20 protein-coding genes are annotated in these 21,165 nt (G+C 30.7%); 13 read left to right on the forward strand and 7 right to left on the reverse strand.

Going from position 1 to position 21,165, the window contains the following annotated elements:
- Positions 1–111 precede the first annotated feature (111 nt).
- Complete coding sequence (locus tag T416_RS0102485) at positions 112–498, reverse strand: hypothetical protein (protein ID WP_031489241.1); 387 nt, start codon at positions 496–498, stop codon at positions 112–114.
- Between the two features lie 585 nt (positions 499–1,083).
- Between T416_RS0102485 and T416_RS0102495 the strand changes: the two genes are divergently transcribed.
- The 4 genes from T416_RS0102495 to T416_RS0102510 all read left to right on the forward strand — a co-directional run bounded on the left by T416_RS0102495 (position 1,084) and on the right by T416_RS0102510 (position 3,465).
- Positions 1,084–1,266: a hypothetical protein gene (locus T416_RS0102495; RefSeq protein ID WP_031489242.1), complete on the forward strand. Its 183-nt coding sequence runs from the start codon at positions 1,084–1,086 to the stop codon at positions 1,264–1,266.
- Positions 1,267–1,339: 73 nt separating this feature from the next.
- Complete coding sequence (locus T416_RS0102500) at positions 1,340–1,546, forward strand: helix-turn-helix domain-containing protein (protein ID WP_031489243.1); 207 nt, start codon at positions 1,340–1,342, stop codon at positions 1,544–1,546.
- Positions 1,547–1,557: 11 nt separating this feature from the next.
- Entirely contained in the window at positions 1,558–2,349 is a 792-nt protein-coding gene (locus T416_RS0102505) for a restriction endonuclease (RefSeq protein WP_031489244.1), read from the forward strand.
- A gap of 12 nt (positions 2,350–2,361) precedes the next feature.
- Positions 2,362–3,465, forward strand: coding sequence for a site-specific DNA-methyltransferase (locus tag T416_RS0102510; protein WP_031489245.1), 1,104 nt, complete (start codon positions 2,362–2,364; stop codon positions 3,463–3,465).
- 147 nt (positions 3,466–3,612) lie between these two features.
- Here T416_RS0102510 and mtnN read toward each other — a convergent pair whose 3' ends face one another.
- Genes mtnN through parE form a run of 5 tightly spaced genes read right to left on the reverse strand, consistent with a single transcriptional unit; the run spans position 3,613 to position 11,041 of the window.
- A complete protein-coding gene (gene mtnN / locus T416_RS0102515) occupies positions 3,613–4,338 on the reverse strand; it encodes a 5'-methylthioadenosine/S-adenosylhomocysteine nucleosidase (protein ID WP_031489246.1) in 726 nt (241 codons plus the stop codon).
- Position 4,339: 1 nt separating this feature from the next.
- On the reverse strand, positions 4,340–5,527 hold the full coding sequence (gene nadD / locus T416_RS0102520) for a nicotinate (nicotinamide) nucleotide adenylyltransferase (RefSeq protein WP_169737239.1): 1,188 nt from the start codon (positions 5,525–5,527) through the stop codon (positions 4,340–4,342).
- Positions 5,514–6,596, reverse strand: a complete 1,083-nt coding sequence (locus tag T416_RS0102525) for a GTPase (RefSeq protein WP_031489248.1) — start codon at positions 6,594–6,596, stop codon at positions 5,514–5,516. Before T416_RS0102525 ends, nadD begins: the two co-directional genes overlap by 14 nt.
- A 13-nt stretch (positions 6,597–6,609) precedes the next feature.
- Positions 6,610–9,117 carry a DNA topoisomerase IV subunit A gene (gene parC, locus T416_RS0102530; protein WP_031489249.1) on the reverse strand — a complete coding sequence of 836 codons (2,508 nt, stop codon included), beginning with the start codon at positions 9,115–9,117 and terminating at the stop codon, positions 6,610–6,612.
- Positions 9,107–11,041: a DNA topoisomerase IV subunit B gene (parE, locus tag T416_RS0102535; protein ID WP_031489250.1), complete on the reverse strand. Its 1,935-nt coding sequence runs from the start codon at positions 11,039–11,041 to the stop codon at positions 9,107–9,109. Before parE ends, parC begins: the two co-directional genes overlap by 11 nt.
- 90 nt (positions 11,042–11,131) lie before the next feature.
- On the opposite strand from parE, the gene T416_RS03845 reads away from it, so the two are divergent.
- From T416_RS03845 to T416_RS0102560, 4 genes are all read left to right on the forward strand, one after another.
- The gene (locus T416_RS03845) at positions 11,132–11,251 is read left to right on the forward strand and encodes a hypothetical protein (RefSeq protein ID WP_156953981.1); all 120 of its coding nucleotides are present in this window, start codon (positions 11,132–11,134) and stop codon (positions 11,249–11,251) included.
- Positions 11,252–11,601: 350 nt separating this feature from the next.
- Positions 11,602–13,206 (forward strand): Vmc-like lipoprotein signal peptide domain-containing protein, encoded by a 1,605-nt coding sequence (locus tag T416_RS0102545; RefSeq protein ID WP_031489251.1) that lies wholly within the window; start codon positions 11,602–11,604, stop codon positions 13,204–13,206.
- Positions 13,207–13,629: 423 nt separating this feature from the next.
- A complete protein-coding gene (dcm, locus tag T416_RS03770) occupies positions 13,630–15,402 on the forward strand; it encodes a DNA cytosine methyltransferase (protein ID WP_084277165.1) in 1,773 nt (590 codons plus the stop codon).
- Positions 15,403–15,870 (forward strand): HNH endonuclease, encoded by a 468-nt coding sequence (locus tag T416_RS0102560; protein WP_031489252.1) that lies wholly within the window; start codon positions 15,403–15,405, stop codon positions 15,868–15,870.
- A gap of 57 nt (positions 15,871–15,927) precedes the next feature.
- Here the strand turns inward: T416_RS0102560 and def are convergent, their stop codons facing one another.
- A complete protein-coding gene (def, locus tag T416_RS0102565; RefSeq protein ID WP_031489253.1) occupies positions 15,928–16,527 on the reverse strand; it encodes a peptide deformylase in 600 nt (199 codons plus the stop codon).
- A gap of 108 nt (positions 16,528–16,635) precedes the next feature.
- Between def and T416_RS0102570 the strand changes: the two genes are divergently transcribed.
- From T416_RS0102570 to nadE, 5 genes are read left to right on the forward strand one after another with little or no spacing between them, the layout of a single operon-like run.
- A complete protein-coding gene (locus T416_RS0102570; protein WP_051675963.1) occupies positions 16,636–17,319 on the forward strand; it encodes a DUF5385 family protein in 684 nt (227 codons plus the stop codon).
- A gap of 9 nt (positions 17,320–17,328) precedes the next feature.
- Positions 17,329–18,261, forward strand: a complete 933-nt coding sequence (gene fmt / locus T416_RS0102575; RefSeq protein ID WP_031489255.1) for a methionyl-tRNA formyltransferase — start codon at positions 17,329–17,331, stop codon at positions 18,259–18,261.
- Complete coding sequence (locus T416_RS0102580; protein WP_051675965.1) at positions 18,261–19,067, forward strand: hypothetical protein; 807 nt, start codon at positions 18,261–18,263, stop codon at positions 19,065–19,067. The genes fmt and T416_RS0102580 overlap by 1 nt, the downstream gene beginning before the upstream one ends.
- A complete protein-coding gene (obgE, locus tag T416_RS0102585; RefSeq protein WP_031489257.1) occupies positions 19,067–20,374 on the forward strand; it encodes a GTPase ObgE in 1,308 nt (435 codons plus the stop codon). Before T416_RS0102580 ends, obgE begins: the two co-directional genes overlap by 1 nt.
- The gene (gene nadE / locus T416_RS0102590) at positions 20,364–21,161 is read left to right on the forward strand and encodes an NAD(+) synthase (RefSeq protein ID WP_169737241.1); all 798 of its coding nucleotides are present in this window, start codon (positions 20,364–20,366) and stop codon (positions 21,159–21,161) included. The genes obgE and nadE overlap by 11 nt, the downstream gene beginning before the upstream one ends.
- Positions 21,162–21,165 lie beyond the last annotated feature (4 nt).

Here is a 21,165-nt window from a genome sequence, read left to right on the forward strand (position 1 = left end):
TTTTTAATTAATAATTATATTTTAAGGAATAATTAAACTTATTGTTTTTTTCTTAAAATGAAAAAAAGACCCGTAGGTCTTTTTTTGAAAATATATTTGGTTTTAGGCAAATTACATCATTCTGTAAGCATCAAGGTTCTTCATTATTTTGCTAGATTCTTTAAGAATAATAATGAAAGAAATAAGACCAACGAAAGGAATTGAGAAGAAACGAAGAATTCCTCATGTTCTAATTTTACTTGAAGAATTAATAGATTCAAATAAACCTAGACTCTTTGAAGAATCCCCCATATTGCTACCTTCCATTTGTAAGAAGCTTATTGTATTTTTAAGTGTTCCAGCTTTTACAATGATTATGATACTTAGAATCATCGCGATAAGCGGTACTCATGCTAATACGAAAGCAACGATAATCATGGTCTTTATGCTTTTAGCCATTGCTTTGCTTTCTTCTAACTTTTGGTTAAAAGTAGAAGAATAAGACATTGTTTCATTCATATTTTTATAACCTTACATCATTCTATGTAAAATGCTCTTTTTGAGCAAAATACAATTTAAAAGATAAGTTACTTACTCTTTTTTTTTTTTTTGACTTAAAAGCAGAAAACAAACAAAATAAAAATAATAAACGGAACATTTGAAATTAATGTTTTATTGAGTCGATGTAATAATGACCTAGATTCTAAAAAAGGTGTTTTTTACAATTTATAAAAATAAAGATTAATGTAAATTGTGTTAAACATTTAGCAGTAAAAAACTAAATTATTAAAAAAGTCGCTCCAGGAGTAGCAACATCGCCACAACAAGTAGATATTTACTTTAACTTTATAGGCAATTATAGACCACCACAAGAAGAACTAAGAGAGGAAGAAAAACTAAGACTAGCAGAAGAAGAGAGAAAAAGAGAGGAACGAAGAATAAAAATACACAATAATTATTTAAAAAGAAAAGCCAATGGTAAACAAAAATAATATGAAGAAAGATACAAGGTAAAAAGAGAACAATTAAAACAAGAGAAATTAAAAACACTAAAGAAAAGTGGAATAAAGTTATCAGAACTAAAAGAAAAGGAGAAAAAACAATATGAAATGGCAACAGTATAAAGAAACATTACAAGAATTAGAAAAGCAAGATTATGAAAACTATGTAAAGGCAATAGTAAGTATAGAAAAAGGAATTGATGATGAAAAAGTACTAGATATGATATACACAAAATTTTTGAATAGTCCTTGTAGCTTATTAAATGATATATTTGATGAATTATAAGAAGATAACGAAACTTGAGGAAACTCAATTTTTTTGTTTTAATAGGTTAAGTTAAAAGTAGAAAGAGGAAGGTATGAACATATCATATGAACCATTATGGAATCTTTTAAAAACAAGAAAAATGAAGAAAAAAGATTTACTAGAAAAAGCAAATTTAACAACTAATTGTATTGCGAATATGGGTAAGAATGAATATATATCTTTAAAGAATATTACGAAAATTTGTGAATCATTGAATTGTAATATTGAAGAAATTATAGAGATAATAAATGAGAATTAAAGTATGAATATTTGGACAAAAAAAGTATAGATTTGGCAAATCAAAGAAATTATTTGGATTTACTTTTTAGGATATATCCTATGTCTGTCAACTTAAGGAGAGAACTAAAAGAAAAAGATATAAGAGATATTAAACATTATTTTGAAAATAGAGATTCAAAAAATTTATTAAATGTTTTATTGACACAAGAAATTTTTCCAATTAAAGATTCTTATGTAGCATATTTAAAGAGAGATAAAAATGCTATAGATAGAAATCCAAATACTGTAAATAGAATAACAGGAATATTATATGAATTAGGGCTTGATGAAATTTTTGATAAAACAACTGAGCCAAAAGAAACAAATAGACAAATAGGTCCAATGTTTAAAAATTGGATAGATACGGGTGCATTAGGTTGTAAAGTAACAACTTCTACAGAAGAGTTTGTCAGCAGTACAGAGAATATAGTTTTCAATGGTTCTGATGCAAGTATGAAAAATTTTGCTAATGAATTTTTAGGATATGATAGAAATAAAGGTTTAGATTTTATGGCTAAATTCAACAATACTTATATCTTAGGGGAAGCTAAATTTTTGACAGATTTTGGTGGACACCAAAATGCACAATTTGCTGATGCAGTTGCTACAATGAAAGAACCATTAAGAGATACTGAACATAATGTTAAAGTGATTTCAATTTTAGATGGAGTATTGTATATAAAAACAAAAAATAAAATGTATAGTAGTATCTGCAATGATTTTTCAAATGATGAAGTAATAGTATCTGCTGTATTGCTAAGAGATTACTTATATTCAATTTAGCGAGGAAATAATATGTTTTTAGATTATAAGGATAAAAAGTCCTTAGAGGAAATTGATAAAATTATTGAGTTTAAAAAATTAGAGTTAAAAAGTATTTCTAAAGGAGAAGAAAAAGGATTATATATTAGTGGAGATAACTTTGACTCTATGATTATGTTATTAAACGACTTTGAAAATAAAATAGACTTGGTATATATCGATCCACCTTTTAACACTAATTCTAATTTTTACTATAATGAAGATAAGGTATCAACTATTAGTTCATCTAAAAATGATAGTTTAGCATACAGTGATAAAATGTCATTAAGTGATTATTTAGAATTTATAAGAGAAAGATTAATTTTAATAAAAAGATTACTTAGTGATAGAGGTACATTATATTTTCATATTGATTGTAAATTAGGGCATTATATAAAACTAATACTTGATGAAATATTTGGAATGGAAAATTTTGTAAATGATATTACTAGAGTAAAATCAAACCCTAAAAACTTTAAGCGAAGAGCTTTTGGAAATGAGAAAGATGTTATTTATATCTATTCAAAGAAATCACAAAACAACATATTCAACAATATAACTATTCCTTTAAGTGATGAAGAAATATTAAAAAAATTTCCAAAGATTGATGAAAATGGAAGAAGATATAACACTGTACCTTGTCATGCTCCGGGAGAAACAAAAAACGGAGAAACCGGTGGCGTTTGGAAAGGGATGTTAGCTCCAAAAGGGAGACATTGGAGGTGTAGTCCTAAAGAACTTGATAAGTTAGACGATGAAGGTTTAATAGAGTGGTCTAAAAATGGTGTTCCAAGAATAAAAAAGTTCTCTGATGAGCATAAAGGAAAAAAAATGCAAGATATATGGATGAATTTTAAAGACCCACAGAATCCGATATATCCTACCGAGAAAAATTTAGATATGTTATCAATGATAGTAGAGCAATCATCTAATGAAAATTCAATTATTATGGATTGTTTTTGTGGTTCATCTAGTTTTTTATTGGCTGGAATAAATAAAAAGAGGTATGTTATAGGCATTGATAAATCGGATATATCAAAAGAAGTTTTGATGAAAAAAAGAACAGATATTACAAATTTAAATATAGTTGACTTATAACTTTTGAGATAACCTTTGTTATCTTAATTATTTTTTATCGTTTCTTATTTTTCTTTGTTCACATAGGTGCGAAGAAGTTTCGTTTAAGAATTGTTAAAGATAACTATAAAAAAACCGCTCCTGGAGCGGTTAATATAAAATAAGGTTTTAATTTAATTTATTTTTGTATACGGAGATGGCCTCAATAATGCTAAATAAATGGTTCTCAAATCATTTATTAATAGCATCCATATTTTGGTTAAACTGATCAGAACTTTTCTCATCGTTATAAATTGTGTCAGACACCATTTTTAGACTAACAAAACCGGTGTTCATTTTGTGACAAACCTGAGCAATGCTAGCTAGTTCCATATCGATTAAATCAATATTTTTAGTACAGGGAAGATTACTAATATTATCCTTGTGGATAAATTTGTCAATAGTTCCAACATTCCCATATTTTAAAATAACACCAGAGTTTTTTAAGATTGGGTCAACGAAAGAAAAGACATCTTTTTGACATCAAAAAATAGTTGGTTGACGTGGTACCTGGTTGAGTTCATAACCGAATGCAGAGACATCAACATCGAGATATTTGGTTTGTTCAATTAAGTACAGGGTAAGTGGTTGATCATCCTTTTTGATTGAACATGACGAACCAACATTTAGAATGATGAAAGGTTTAAAAGTATTAATCATAATGGAAGTTGCATGGGCTGCATTGACCTTACCAACATCACTAAAACAAAGTACAACTTTTTGCTCCCTATCGTAATACTTTACCTTAAAAAGATAAAAGTCAATCCCACCCTCTTTATAAAATTTTTTGGACTTTATTTTATTTTCGAAAAAATTTTTAATTTCACTTTTTAGTGCGACAACCATTCCAATCATATTAACTAAAATCCTTTTTCTTTAAACAAGCTACTATTTCATTATAAGTGGAGTTTAAATCAATTTTACTAAGGATGCGTAAATCTTTGATGTTTTCGAAATCATCCACATTTCGTTTACACTCTAGTTTGTCAGCAACGAATAAGATTTGGTCAAGCATACTAGGATTTTCCATATTCGGAATAGTGTGATTCTTAATTGCGTTGATTATTTCTTGATCCTTCAAATTGAAATAGTTAACAAGATAGTGGCTAGCTAGATACCCGTGCAAGACCCTGTAGGATGGAACATCAGTAATGTATTTTTCAATATTTCATTTTTGATAGAAGTAGTTAGTTTGTTCTTCGTCATACGACTTAAAAAGGTCGTGATAAAGACCAGCGACATATGCTTTCTTCTTTAATCTAGGACAATGGATGGAAGCGAGCATTTGAGCATAAGAACCAACACGAAAACCGTGATATACACGATCAAGACGACTAAAATGGGTTCGTCCTTTTCCTAGATTTACATTATGTTTGTAAAGGAGATAGACAGCATAAAGTCCATTTTCAATAATGTATTTAAACACCTTTTTATTAAGGTATTTACCGTTAAAGTTATTTTTAATATTAGTTGATGATATCTGGTAATTCTTTAAGTTACGATAAATAATCTTATGGTTTTCATAGAGAAAAGATGAACAATGACACATTGTTTGATGACAAACAAAACATTCTTGTTTTCGTTGATAACAAATGATTTTAACTTTTTCTAAAATTGTTTGATAATCTTTCCATTTATGAAAAGATTCCATTTGGTCTTGACCGATAATCATATAAAATTCAATATTTTGATAACGACGAGTAAAGTAGTTAATAGTATCAATCGTATAATTGAAATTCATTTTCTTTTCGATTGTTGAAACTTTGAAGACCTTTTTATTTGAAAGAGCAAGGTGGAGCATTTTTTTTCGATCGTTAAGTGGTGCTACTTCATTTTTTTTCATCTCAATGAAGTTTTCAACTTCAGTTTCGTATTTTTTTGGTTGACGAAAAAATTTGTGGTTTGAAAGGATAAAAATACAGTTTTTTGCATGTATGTAGCGAAGTGCATCATTTGCCATTTCAAGATGAGCACTATGTACCATATCAAACATCCCAGGAAAAAGGATGACTTTCTTTTTTAAAAATCGTTTAGATGATGGCATAAGCATTTAGTTTTATGTTAATGTTTTTTGGATGGTGAATAATAATAAGACTCGCTCCTGGACTGATTGAAATCATACCAAGACCGTTTAATGAGATATTATGTTTTTTAGACTCGTCAAGGGTTATTTCGGTTGTTGTAAACTCAATGTCTTTTTGATAATTGTATTTAAAAATAGAGTTTCTCTTTTCAAAGTTTTTCATTAAGTTAACACTCTTAACTCTTTTTATGTCAACATTTCGATTTAGATAGAAACTGAAAGTTGTCGGGGTTCCTTCTTTAAATGACACAGCAAGAAGTCCAGAAACCATAATGGATTGGTCTTTTTCAATTTGATAATTACTAACTTTAATGTCGTTCGCAATTAAATGTTCAACATCCTTAGGATTAACATAATTAAGGATATTGTCCTTATAAACAATTCCAGGACAGTCTAAAATTTGACAACGATCGACGGTAATTTTGTTGATATTAAGGGTAGTGTTTGTTTTTGCATTAGTGGTAAGATGCATTTCAACTTTGTTATTTTTCAGAATATGATTAATGATGCTAGATTTACCAACATTACTTTTACCGAAAAAAATAGTTTTCTTTTTTTCTTTGTTATAGTCTTTGATTAAACTAAAAATTCGTTTAATACTAGAATTGTTTTTGATTGAAGAATAAATAATTTTTGGATGTTTAAAACCATGATGCATTAAAGTTTGTTCTACAAAATGGTTTGTATTTTCAGCGTGATATTTCTTTGGTAATAAATCTAGTTTATTAACGATAAAAACAACACTATCCTGATGAGTTGATAGTTCGTCGATAATAGTATTATCAAGATCAAGGATGTCAAGTACATTCAAAATTAATAAGTTCTTTAAATCAATTTCACTGATTACATCATTAACATAAACTTCATTGTTAACAACATCTTTTGGTAAACTTTCACGGTTGTAGTTTTTTAATTGAAAACAACGCATACAATATTTTTTATTTTCATCTAATTTCGGTGTATATCCAAAGCTAGTTGGATCGTTTGTAAGATAAACCCCACAACCGATACATTTTTTGTTTAAATTCATCTAATCCTCGTTCTTAAAATAATGGTTTTTCATCGTTTGATATAACTTCATTATCAACTTTGATTTCGTCCGCATTTAAAGTTGGGTGAAGGTTAAAATTATCATGAACTTCGTTTAAATAACTATCTTCCTGTATATCAATAATTTTTGGAATTTCGTATTTGGTTAATTTACCTGATAGACCTTTTTGACGAAGAGCTTTAATAATAAAAGCAAAAACCTCGTTTTCCTCGTTCTTTAAGTAGAAAGCATTTTCCTTATAGTTTTGACAAATTGAAACTAATTCAACTTTGTTCTTTCCCTTCTCGTAAATACTGACACCAGCTTGTGCTCGTTTTTTTAATGGTATTTCAGTTAGTGGAATGCTGGTATATCCAATGTTGAAGAAACAATTTAAGACTACATCATTAGTTTTTGAAACAAATAATTTAACCATCCTGTCGTTTGGTTTTTGTTTCATGAAACGAATCCCTTTCGCATTTTTATTTAATAGATTGACCTCATCGGACGGAATAAGAAGACATTCCCCAGCGGTATTAAAACCATAAAGAAGATAATTGTTGTTTTTTCTTATTAATTCAGCTCCTATCAGTGATGCATCATCGTTTAATTTAATAATGCTTGATTCCTTCTTTTCGTTCATTAAATTAAGCTCAGCTAAATCAATACGTTTAACCATTCCATCGGAGCTAAGTAGAATTAATTGATAATCATTTGGTTTAGTTTTTTCATTAAAAGTAATCACTTTAATAATATGTTCGTTAAGAGATGTTTTAAACATACTACTTAAATGAACACCAAGTTCTTTTCATTTAAGAGTTTTAATCTTGTAAATAATGGTGTAGTAAATCTTTCCACTAGTGGTAATGAAACATACATAATCGTGCGAATTAACTAGTTTTGTTAGAACCTGGATATCACCTTTTTTAAGTCCTGGATTATTATAATCAGAAGCTTCGAAAGCTTTTTTGGTTAGGGTTTTTATGTATCCTTCTTTACTAACTGAAAGGATGAGATCACTCTGCATTACCATTTCACTTTGATTAATAGTTAATTCTTTGATTTCTTCAACTATTTTAGTTTTTCTCTCTTGATCAAAATCTTTTCGGTAGTTTTTGATTACGGATATGAAGTATTGCTTTGCGACATCTTCGCTGTTGATTCTTTCGTTTAAAGTTCTTTGTTCTTTGATTAAATTTTCTTTCTCAATGTTAAGTTCATCGATATTTGTTTTTGTAAGACGGTATAAACGCATCATCACAATAGCTTCAGCTTGATTTTCAGTAAATTTGAACCGTTCTTTTAGGTTATCCTTAGCATTATTTTTTGAATCACTATGACGGATTATTTTGATTATTTCGTCCATATAGTCGATTGCTTTTATTAAACCTTCAACAATTTCAAGACGGAGAATCACCTTGTTTAAATCATACTGATCCGTCTTTTTGATTACTTCCAGAGCAAACTTTATGTACCAGGTAAAATAAGAAATAAGGTCAACTTGTTTTGGTGCTCGGTCTACAATACTAATGAATTTGGTATGGTACGTAACTTGAAGATTAGTTTTCTTGTAAAGGAAGTTTTGTAGATTAAGAAGCGATGCTTCCTTCCTTACATCAAGGACAATGGAAATCCCGTTAATATCACTTTCATCTCTTATTTCAAGAACATACTCGAGCTCTTTATTGTTCATTAATTGTTCAATACTTCTTATGATTTCAGCTTTATTTGTTTCGTATGGAATGCTTTTAATGATTAATTGATTAATTTTTTTATCATCTGTTTTTTCAATCATCGAAGCTCGAATAAGAAACTTACCTGCTCCTGTTTTATAAGAATCAACAACTCCACTTATCCCGTGAATTTCTCCCCCGGTTGGAAAATCAGGAGCTTTAATAATTTTAATTAATTCATCAAAACTTGGTTTTTTTGTTTTAAGAAGATAAATCAGTGCATCGAAAACTTCGGATGGATTGTGCGGAGGGATATTCGTCGCATATCCCGAGGCGATTCCCGAGGCACCATTAATTAGTAAATTAGGGATGAGTGAAGGAAGGACTGATGGTTCTTTCTCCTGATCGTCGAAGTTAGGGATAAAGACAATATTTTCCTTTTTCAGGTTTCAGAGCATTATATTAGCAACTTTTGCTAATCGACTTTCGGTATAACGCATTGCCGCTGCATTATCTCCGTCGATTGACCCCTTATTTCCGTGCATATCAATTAAGCAAAGGTTGTTTTTTCAGTCTTGACTCATTCGAACCATAGCATCATAGATACTGCTATCCCCATGCGGATGGTATTTACCAATTACTTCACCAACAGTTCTAGCTGATTTTTTATATGGTTTATCAAAGAAGATATTAAGTTCATGCATTGCATATAAAATTCTTCTCTGCACAGGTTTTAGACCATCACGGATGTCGGGTAATGCCCGATCTTGGATAATGTATTTTGCATATTTTCCGTATGCATTTGAGACAAGATCATCAATCGGGGTAATTTTGACTTTATTGTTCATCTTCCTTAACTCCTGTATTAATGATTTCATCAACAACACTGAAATCGATATTTTGGTCAATTCATTTTTTTCTTAGAGCTACATCATCGCCCATTAAAGTATTGATTTGCTTCTCCGCTTGTAGAGCATCTTCGATTTTGACTTGAAGCAGAATGCGGTTTTCTTTTCTCATAGTTGTCTCATATAGTTGATCCGCATTCATTTCCCCAAGACCTTTATACCGTTGGATTTCAAAATTTTTGCAGTTTTTCTTCATTTCACTTAATTCGTATTCATCAAAACAATAATAATGTTTTTTGGTATTTAAATTAGTAAATTTATAAAGGGGAGGGAGAGCGATAAAAAGGTGGTTGTTCTCAATCAAAGGTTTTAGAAATTTATAAAAAAGAGTAATTAATAAAACTTGAATATGACTACCATCAGTATCAGCATCGGTCATGATAATGATTTTATGGTATTTAAGTTTTTTGATGTCAAAATCATTTCCAATTCCAGTTCCAAGGACATAAAAAAGGGAAGAAATTTCTTCGTTTTTAAGAACATCGACAAGTCGTTGTTTTAAAACATTCATTACTTTTCCGCGAAGGGGCAAAATAGCTTGGTGCTTTTTATCTCGTCCAAGTTTAGCTGAACCACCGGCCGAGTCCCCTTCAACGATGAAAAGTTCATTCATTGTTGGATCTTTACTTTGGGCTGGAGTTAGTTTTCCGCCCATAAAACGCTCTTCTTTAATCTTTTTTGTTTTCTTTGTCTCTTCTTTTGCTTTACGCATCAAATTCCGAACATTTCGTGCTTCAATCGCTCGGTTTATCATGGTAATAGCAATTGATTTGTTTTCTGAGAGAAAATAATTCAATTGTTGTTCTACAACATTTTTAACAGCAGTAAAAGCTTCAGGTGTATATAGTTTATTTTTAGTTTGTCCTTCATATGAAATTAGTCGTTCAGGTACTTTAACACTAATAACACACGACAGACCTTCACGGATATCATCACCCTCGAGGTTTTTTTCACGTTCTTTTAAAAGTTGATAGGTTCTTCCGAAATTATTAACAATATTTGAAAGTGCAGTTTTAAAGGCATTGACATGCACACCACCTTCGTTTGTTTTAACACTGTTTGCGAAAGAAACAATCATATCGTCTTCCCGATTGGTATAACTAAGGGAAACTTCAACGTTAATTCCGGAGTCAGTTCCTTCAAAATAAATCGGTTCTACAGTAGTCGTATAATCACTGTTAATATCCTTGATGAAATCCTTTAAACCTTCGTTACTAAAAAATTCATAGCGTTGATCGTTCACCTTATCGGTGAAGATAATTTTAAGACCACTATTTAAGTAACATGACTCTTTTAGTCTTGTTACAATGCTTGTTGGAGAGAAGGAAATGTCGTGAAAAATTTCCTTATCTGGTCTGAAGGTAACAACAGTACCAGTCTTTCTCGTGTTACCAACTTCAGTTAAGGGTTTGACCGTTTTACCACCGTTTTCAAAACGACATTGATAAATTTTTCCGTTTCGGTAAACAGTCACATCGACAAAGGAACTTAATGCATTGACAACAGAAGCACCGACCCCATGAAGACCACCAGAAGTCTTATAAGCTCCTTCATCAAACTTTCCACCCGCATGGAGCACAGTAAAAACCGTTTCGACGGTTGATTTTTTTGATTGGGGGTTTTCCTCGACCGGGATACCTCGACCGTTATCCGATACGGACACTGACATATCCTTATTTAGGACAACTTCGATGTAATCAGCATTTCCGTTTAAAACCTCATCGATGGAATTATCAAGGAGTTCTCAGATGAGATGGTGCATACCGGTTGATGACGTTGAACCGATATACATTCCAGGACGTTTTCGAACAGCTTCAAGACCTTCGAGGATTTTTATATCACTAGCTTCATATTTATTCATTAATCTACCTTTTTAGCTTACATTACCTTAAAATATTATAAACCCGTTTCAATGTATTTAATTTTAACCTTATATAGGATAAAATAGGATTATATGAGTAGGAAAAAAAGAAAAGCCGCACTGATTTGCGGTATTGTCATCGGTGGAATTATGATTGTTGGTCTTTCGGTTGGTCTTGCTGTAGGTTTAGCTAACAAAAAAAATAAAGCATAACCTTTTTTTAAAAAAAGAAGGAAACTAGGAAAAATATTATATTTGAATATTTTTTAATAAATTATTTCTAGTTTTAGGAGGATTACATTAATTTTAATCCATCGAGATTCTTTTTTTTGCTAGTGTCTATGAACATGACAAAAAAGGATGATAGAGTAAGCATGGTTTAGCTTAAAAAAAGTGAAATACTATGTAGAAAATCTACCGATATTTGTTGAGAAAAGCTCACTTTTTTAAAAAAAACAGAAAAAAGGTTATTTTTTTGTCAGTTTGTCTTTTCGTTTTTTCTTTTCTATGTAATTATAAATAATTAACTTATTGATACAAATTGTTGATTAAGGAATAGACATATGAAAAAGAAACAGCAAAAAATCTTATTTACATCATTCGGTCTTCTACTTGCTGGAAGTGCAATTGCTGGACTTGCTGTTGGTTGTAAGAAAAATGGCAATAGACAACAAGAGATAAATAAAAGGGACAATAAACAAGAGATAAATGAAAAAGACAAAAAACACAAAGAAATAGAGAAAACTATAAATAAATTTAATTCAACTAGTTTAAAAACTAGTTATCTTTCTAAACTTAAAGGTAATAATGATTTAAGTAAATTTGAAAACGAAGTTAATAAACTTAAAGACTTAGATGTTAGTGTTTTTAATCTGATAAACGGCTTAAAAGATGAAAACAAAAAGAAAGAATATCTTGAAAAACTTAACAAAGTTAAATCTAAAGATGACCTAAATACTTTAAAGAAGATTATTGAAGATGATAAATCTCCTGGTAATGGTGAGCATGTAGATAATACGGGTAATGATCAAGGGGATAAACATGGTCAAACTAACACACCTAATGAACCTAAAAACCCTGAAGCACCTAGTCAACCTGACAATCAAGGTAAAGAGAACCAATCAAAAAAAGAAGAAGACGCTAGTAAAGGTGGCGAAATAAGTAATCCTAAAAAACCTGGTAAGGATGAAGATTCTAAAAAACCTGGTAACGATGAACAATCTAAAAATAACACTAATCAAGAAAAACCGAACGATAATTCATCTAATAATATGCCTGATAACAATGGTAATCATGCTGGAAACAACCAAGTTCCAAATCCAAATGACAACCAAGTTCCAAAGACACCAGATGAATTACCACCAAGCAATCCAAATGAAAATAGTAATGAAATTAAAAAAATAAAAGATGAAATTAAAAAGGAAATAGAAAGCTTACCTCCTGGCGGACCTACACCTGGTTTCCTTGAAGAATTAAAAAAAGCTAATGATAAAAAGAGCTTAGAAGCTTTAAAGAAAAAAGTCTTAGATGAAGTGGATAACAATAATAAGTCGAAAAAACTTGTTAGTAAAAAAACTAAATTGCATGAAAAAATTAGAAAGTCAAAACTTTCAGATGAACTTCAAAATGAGTTAAATGGTAAAGTCAAAAATAGTGACATTTCAAATATAGATAAAGTAGAAGAAGAAATTGACAAAGCAATTAGTGATTTAGAAAAAGTTCTTCCAAAGAAAGAAGAAGCCAAGGAATTACTTAAGAAGCTATCAGAGGATAATAATAGAAAAGACATGCTTGAAGCCCGTATTGATATGTCAAATAAACTTGAAGAAGTTGAAAAGATAATGAATGAAATAAAGAGCCTTCTAAAAGACACTCGTGATATAACTAAAAGAGAACATATCGATAAGATTAACGGTCACGAGAGATATCAAGAATTTATTAATAAAGTTGATGACGAATCAAAGACTGAAGACCAGATCAAAAAGCTCGGTGACGAAGCAGAACTAATTTTTAACAGTGAGAAAATGAAGGTACAAGAAGTTCTAAATCAAATTAAAGATGAAGGTATTAGAAATAATCTTAATGAAGAATTAAACAGACAAGTCAATATCACTGGACTCAGAGACATAAAAAAGAAGGCTCAAGACCAACTAAAAAGAAAAAAATAAAAAATAATAAGGCAACCCCTCTCTTATCATTCATGAGAAAAAAATGTAAAAACACTCTTTACAAATCTCGTGTAAAGGGTGTTTTTTCTTATTAAAATCTACTCAATCGTATTGTAAAACTTAGTACCAGGATTACCCCCAAAATCGAACAGTTATTTAATGAAAAAGTAGATTTTTAATTTATTATAAGGCACACAAGAAAGGGTTAAAAATTGATAGTATTATCGAACAATTTAAGGTTAATAAATAATTTCTTTTGTATAAAAATCAAGTAATGTAAAGTGAATTATTTGATCAGTTTTATATTTCATCATTAACATACAAAAAGGTATTGAATTGATAAGGAAATTTATTATATATTTATTAACAAATTTTAAATAATGTTAAAATATGAGGTAAAGGAATTTTTTACCTCTTTTTTTTGTGAAGTTTAAGATATTAGATTTATTTTGTGGTGCTGGTGGTTTTTCAGCAGGCTTGGATAAAAATAAAAATTTTGAAACCTTAATTGGTTTGGATTTTGATGAACAAGCGATCAAAACCTTTGGACTTAATTTTCCAACGGCTGAAGCTATTTGTGGTGATATTACAAATAAAGAAATCAAGGAAAAAATTATTAGTTTATCAGTTTCTAAAGGTATTAATATGATTGTTGGCGGCCCACCATGCCAAGGTTTTAGTTTAAAAGGAAAACTTCTTGGACTAGATGATCCTAGAAATTTTCTTTTTTTAGAATATATTGAAATGTTAAAAGCAATACAGCCCGAAGTATTTGTTATTGAAAATGTGAGAAATATATTAAGTTCTAATAACGGTTTTTTTCTTCAACAAATTCTTGAAAGAACAAGACAATTAGGCTACATTGTAAATTACGGTTTCTTAAACGCCAGGGATTTTGGTGTTCCCCAAAATCGAGAAAGAGCAATTATCATTGGTTCTAAAACTAAAAGTATAGGTTTACCTACTAAGTGTGTGAAACAATTTACAACAGTTTGAGATGCAATATCTGATCTTTCTTTTTTAAGTTCAGGAGAAGGTGAGTTTGAAGTTGACTATCCATCAGCACCTTTAAGTGACTATCAAAAGAAAATGAGGTCGAATAAACTTTATAACCATATTGCGACCAAGCATAGTGAATTAGCATTAAAAAAATTAATGTTAATCCCTCCTGAAGGTGATAAATCTTTTTTACCAAAAGAATTACACGGAAAACAAAAGTTTTCTTCAACTTGGTCACGTCTTGAATGAAATAATATTAGTCCTACTATTGATACTAGATTTGACACACCATCAAACGGAAAAAATTCACATCCTTATTTAAATCGCTCCATTACACCGCGTGAAGCTGCTCGTTTACAGAGTTTTCCTGACAGTTTTATTTTTTATGGAACTAAAACTGCTATTTGTAAACAGATTGGGAACGCAGTACCACCTTTAATTGGGAAAGCAATAGCAAATAAAATCGATGAAAATTACAATGATAATTTTGTCTGAAATAGTGATTATCAACTTTTTAACAAAGATGCTTTTAATTTTGTAAATGAATTAATCAATCAAAAAATTCAAGTAGATCACATTATTACGGACCCACCATATGTAATTTCTAAAAAAAATAATTTTAACACACTAAAAAAACCAAGAAAAGGTGTTTATTTTGGTCAATGAGATGAGAATTTTAACTTATTAGATTGGATAAAAGATTATTCAACAATTCTAAAACCAGGCGGTTCTTTTATTGTTTTTTGTTCTTATCGTTTCATTAGCTATATTTGTGATGAATTGAGCAAAAATAATATAGAAATAAAAGATGTTCTAATTTGAAAAAAGAAAAATCCGATGCCACGTAATACAACTCGTAGATATGTTCAAGATATGGAATTTGCGATATGAGCGGTTAAACCTGGAAAGAAATGAATCTTTAATAAAGATAAAAGTAAACCTTATATGCGTTCAGTTTTTGAAACACCAACTGTTCAAGGTAATGAACGTACTATACACCCCACTCAAAAGAGTCTTAGTCTTATGAAATCGATAATTGAAACACATACTAACAAAAACGATTTAATCCTTGATCCGTTCATGGGGAGCGGATCAACAGGGGTTGCCGCTCTTTTGCTAGATAGAAAATTTATCGGTATAGAAAAAGATAATAAATTTTTTAAAATAGCCGTTGACAGATGTGAAGGGAGAAAATAAATGAGTGTTTTATTAAGTGAACTACTTAAGAATAAAATTAACCCTTTAATTCACGGGGTACTTTTTAGTTTAATTGTAGACTCAACCAAAATTAAACGAATATCTATTTTGGTTGAAATTGTGCATCAATTAAAACCTAATTTATGTTCAGGTTGTAATGATCAATATAACTTGGAAGAAAGGACTTTTATCAGTCGTAAAACTAATGATTATTATCTTGAAGTTCATCACAATATTTCATTAGCTAATGGGAATGAATTAGATGATGTAAATAATATGGTTAAACTTTGTCCAGTTTGTCATGCTTGTTTAAAAAGAAACAGAGGCCTTAAAGAAGTTCAGAAGAATATTATTAAAAGTATTTTAAGAAATAATATCGATACCCTTCAGTATAGTGCTCGTTTTTTCGATCTTCCATTAAGCAATACTGAACAAATAGTTGACGAAATTTATAATCATTTAGCATAACTCTAAAATAGTAAATAGCTTTCCTATTTACTATTTTAGTTGCTGAAGAAAGTTCACCTATCTTTTGATTTCTTCTCACAAAGCTTCTTTCTTGAATTTATCATCCTTATTAATTCGATGATAATAAAGACGACCATCAAGGTGGTCAAGTTCATGTTGGACACACATCGCAATAAAACCGGTAAAGGTTTTCTCTATATATGATTCACTAACTAAATTATACCCTTGAACAGTGATCTCTTGATCTCTTATCACATAACCAGGTTGGTCAGGATGAACAGACAAACACCCTTCTCCGGTCGAAAGAAAGGCTTTATTCATAGATCGATGAGTAATCTTCGGATTGATTAATAAATATTGATGTTCGATTTGATTACTATCCTTAAAGTGGATATATGTTGCTCTCTTGTTTCATCCCACCTGGTTAGCCGCTATCGCGACCCCTGGTCGGATGTTATATTTTTTTGCTTTATCAAGGAAACTAATTTCAATATAGTTAACCATTCGCTTTAAGTAATAAATATCCTCCTTGGAAAATTCATTACCAATTATTTCTTCGCACGGATTTAACATTACCGGATGATGATCCATAAAAATCCAACTTTTATTTGGATTTGAGTTCTTCTTTATTAAATCGGTAAATTTGATGTTATACATAACTTCCTTCTTCATTGCTGCTATGTCGTTAGAATTAGTTTTAATATTGTTATAATTATAAGTTAAGAAGTAGCAAAGCAAAATTTAAATTCAAGAATAGGATACATTATGGGTGGACAAGGAAGTAATTCAAGTTTACTAACAATCTTAATTGTTATTATCCCGATAGCAATTATTATTTGATTCATATATAAAAAACGAAAAAAGTCACAGGAAGCTAACTCACCGAGTAACCAAGGAAATAAGTCTGAGACAAACGAAGTCTGATCTACAATTAAGAAACATCTTAAAGAAATCGAAGATTATGGTAAAGAGGTCATTGATTCTTATGTCGTAAGACGTGCTGATCCCCACAACACTTCACAAATGACGAAAGAACAACGGATTGCTTATCGTGATGAGATGAAAAAATTGAAGGAACTGAAAGTCAGTGATCCAATTGAGTACAAGAAAGCAATGGAGCAAATCAAGAAGGAAAAAAGAGCAAAACCACGTGAAATTTATGTTGTGCTTTTTACCACTCGGAATGCGAAAACACATATTGTAGATGCCCCACGTGCTATTGAATGTGAAGTTAAAATGGTTCAAATTAATAAAAAAGAACAACGAAGAGAAATCAATGTTCTTCGTAAGCTTAACTACGATGAGGAAATGGTTTGAATTAAACCAATCAAAGATAAGGATGATGCTGCATACGAGAAAAAGTTAGCAATGGATAAAAAACGTCAAGAAAAAGATCTTGAACGACGGAAAATGAAAGACGCCAAAAAACAAAAAGAAGGAACGAAATAGGGAAAAAATATGCGTGTAATTTTTTTTGGAACTCCCCTTTTTGCGAAAATTGTCCTTGAAAAGTTGATGACACACAAAGATGTTCAACTCATCACTGTTGTAGCTCAACCAGATAAGGAATTGAACCGTAAGGGTATTCCGGTTTTCCAGGAAGTTAAAAAATTTTGTCTTGAAAATAATCTATCTCTTCTGCAACCAAATAAAATTAGTGAGATATATGACACTTTAGTTGATCTAAAACCTGACATTATTATTACCGCCGCATACGGTCAATTTATTCCAACAAAAATTATTAATATCCCTAAATATAAAATAGTTAATGTCCACGGAAGCCTTCTCCCCAAACTCCGTGGTGGGGCTCCAATCCACCGTGCGATTATGGAAGGTGAAAGTGAAACGGGAATTACTTTAATGCACACCATTAAAGAAATGGATAAAGGGAACATTCTTTTTCAAGCAAAGATGAAGATTCTTGATACAACCACTTACCATAGTCTTAACATTGATTTAGCTCATCTTGGTGCTAATCTTCTTTTTGACCATTTTAATGAGTTATGTGACGAAAATTTACTTGGGACTGTTCAAAATGAAAGTGAAGTCACATTCGGATACAATATTAAAAAAGAAGAAACGGTCATTAATTTCAACCAAAAAAGTTGAAATATCCTTCGTTTTGTTAATGGTTTATATGATAAACCAATGGCTATTTTTTCTTTTAATGACTATCAAATCAAGGTACATCAAGTTAATTTAACAACGATTAAATCGAACTTAAATCCCGGTCAAATTTATGTTAAGAATAAGAGATTATTTGTCGCAACAGCTGATTATGACATTGAACTTTCAGTCATTCAACTACCTAATAAAAAAGCATTACCTGTTAAAGATATATTAAATGGTTCTAGAATTTTTAATGACTATCTAGTAAAGGATGAAAAATAGTGAAAACAAACATTGATCAACACGAAGGTTTTAAGGGTTTATTTAGAACTAAAGGGTTCCAATCTCCGCTCCTTTTACGTGTGCTTTATACACTCTTTCTCGTTTTTATTCCGATGCTTGTTATTTTCATCTTATTTGGTGAAGCGAACCTGCTTGGAACTAATTCAATCATTGGCCAACTTGGAAGATATTACGGAAATGGTTTTATTGTTAAGAACAATCAGATTGAACTTTTTGATACACCTGGTTTTTTTAAGTACAAAGAAATTGATCAGGAACTCCTAAAAAAACTTGACCCAACTTCCTTGATAAGAGCAACTGGTATTTTATCTGAATTTCGTCTTAAATATGGTTTTGAATACGGAACAACACCCCTTACGAACTATCATGTTTGAGCATCTGTTTTTCCTGTCATCGTAATTAATATCATTATTGCTATCATCCTTGTTAAAACTGTTAAAAAAGTACGATATGACATCTTAAATGGAATTGTGACGACTTGATTTGGAATGTTTATGTTAATCGTTACAGGTTATGTTAATGCTGAACTTTGAGGTTATTTTGTTCGCTTCTTAATCCTTGTCATATCCTTCATTCTACCTGTCATTATCATGGTGAAAATTACGAACCGGTTGATTGCTTATAGCAAGGATTTTCAAGATCATACGATTGATATGTATAATGAACTTCGCGACAGTCAAGTATACTACCAAAGAACGGCTAAAGCACGAGAAGAATTGAAGAAACGTCGTAAGGAAAAAACAACCTATAAAGTTGAGTTAAAAAAGGATAAAGGTAAGAAATAATGGCTTTTAGTGATAAGTGTTACATTAAATTAGTCGCTGGTAACGGTGGTGATGGTATGCTAGCTTGACGCCGTGAAGCTCATGTTCCGATGGGAGGACCCGCTGGTGGAAATGGAGGGAATGGTGGTTCAATTTACTTTGTTGGTGACCACAATGAAACAAGTCTTGAAACCTTAAAGTATCAAAAAATCATCAGAGCTCCACATGGTGAAAAAGGGGATATAAAGAACCAACACGGAAAAAATGCACTTGATGTTTATGTTAAAGTTCCACTAGGTACAGTGGTCATTGATGCATCGACTTTTGAAACAATTACCGAAGTCCTTATTGATAAAGCAAAATACCTTATTACCCGTGGTGGTCAAGGTGGTCACGGAAATATGCATTTTAAGTCAGCTTTCAACAAAGCTCCTAACTTATATGAACGGGGTGAAAAAGGTGAAATGAAAGATCTATTTCTTAATCTTAAAACGATTGCTGATATCGGAATTGTTGGTCTTCCTAATGCTGGTAAATCAACCCTAATTAGTACTTTTACTAATGCAAAACCAAAAACGGCCGCTTATCAATTTACTACCTTAAATCCTGTTCTTGGAACAATTTACCATCATGATCAAAGAATTATTTTTGCCGATATTCCTGGATTAATAAAGGGTGCTCATAAAGGAACTGGACTTGGTTTTGATTTTTTAAAACACATCGAACGATGTTTTCTCTTAATGCACATCATTTCCCTTGATGATAATGATCACGAAGTTTCTATTATTGATTCCTTTGATACTATTATGAATGAAATGAAGGAATATAGTTCTTTACTTCAAAGCAAACCAATGATTGTTGTAGCCAATAAAATCGACGCATTAAATAGTGTTAAGAACCTTGAAATCCTTTCTCAACACATTAACAATCGCTATCCCTTAATTTCCGTTTCAGCATTAGAATACACTAACATCAAAGAAATGCTTGACCTTGTTGTTGATTACTTCAATCAGTCAAAAGAAAAAATGATGAAGGAAAATACTAGTGGAATTGACGAATTAATTACCTATCATAAAAAAGAACGAAATGTGTCGAAAAGCCTCGACCAAACAATCGTTATTACCAGAACCGGTGACCATAGTTTTTCCATTACTGGTGAATATCTTGAATATTGAGTCAATCGCATCCCGCTTACTACACAAGATAATTTAATCCGACTTAACCAGAAACTTGATACCATTAACTTTAAACAACAATTAAAGGACTTTGGGGTAGAACAAAACGACACTTTAAATATTTATGACATCACCCTTAATTATGAAGAATAAATGATTAATGAATTTAATGACTAATGATTCAACCAAAACAAGTCTAGGAGCGGTTCTTAACCATCTTGATGAAGTTTTATATACCCTTGAAAACTACCTTAAAAAAAACAATTTAAAAACGGTTGTTTTTGGTGTCTCAGGTGGGGTGGATAGTGCTGTTCTTCTTAGCATTCTTGACCAATGAATGAAAAGTACATCTATCCGTCTTCTTCCGGTATTTATTGATATTGACACCGATGATTACATCAAGGAAAATATCAATCTGTTAAAGAAAGATTATCCATACATCAAAGAAGTCAATCTAACCCAACTTTTTCTTCATTACCTAAATGTTTTTCAACTTGATAAAGACCATTTTCAAATGATTAACATTAAGCCAAAAATTCGAGCTAATTATCTTTCGACCATCGCTGGTCTTAATTCCGGACTTGTCGTAAGTCCTCTTAATTATGACGAGTACATTACTGGTTTTTTTACTAAATTTGGTGATGGAATCGCAGATTATTTTCTTTTTATAAATCTTCTTAAAAGAGATATTTATATGCTTGCTACGCTCTTTCGTGTTAATAAGACCATTATTAATCAAAAACCAACCCCTGGTAATTCGGTAAATGAACCCAATGATGAGGAACAACTTGGATTTACCTACCATGAACTTGATGACTATCTACTACATCTTTCCGTTGACAAAGAAGTTGAAGAAAGGATTGTAAGACGAATTCAGTCATTTAAACATAAGCATTTTGAAAAAAGCAAATATATCGCTTTTCGTTCATATAAAATATAATAAT

Source organism: Ureaplasma canigenitalium ATCC 51252 (assembly GCF_000712165.1).
Classification (GTDB): domain Bacteria; phylum Bacillota_I; class Bacilli_A; order Mycoplasmatales; family Mycoplasmoidaceae; genus Ureaplasma; species Ureaplasma canigenitalium.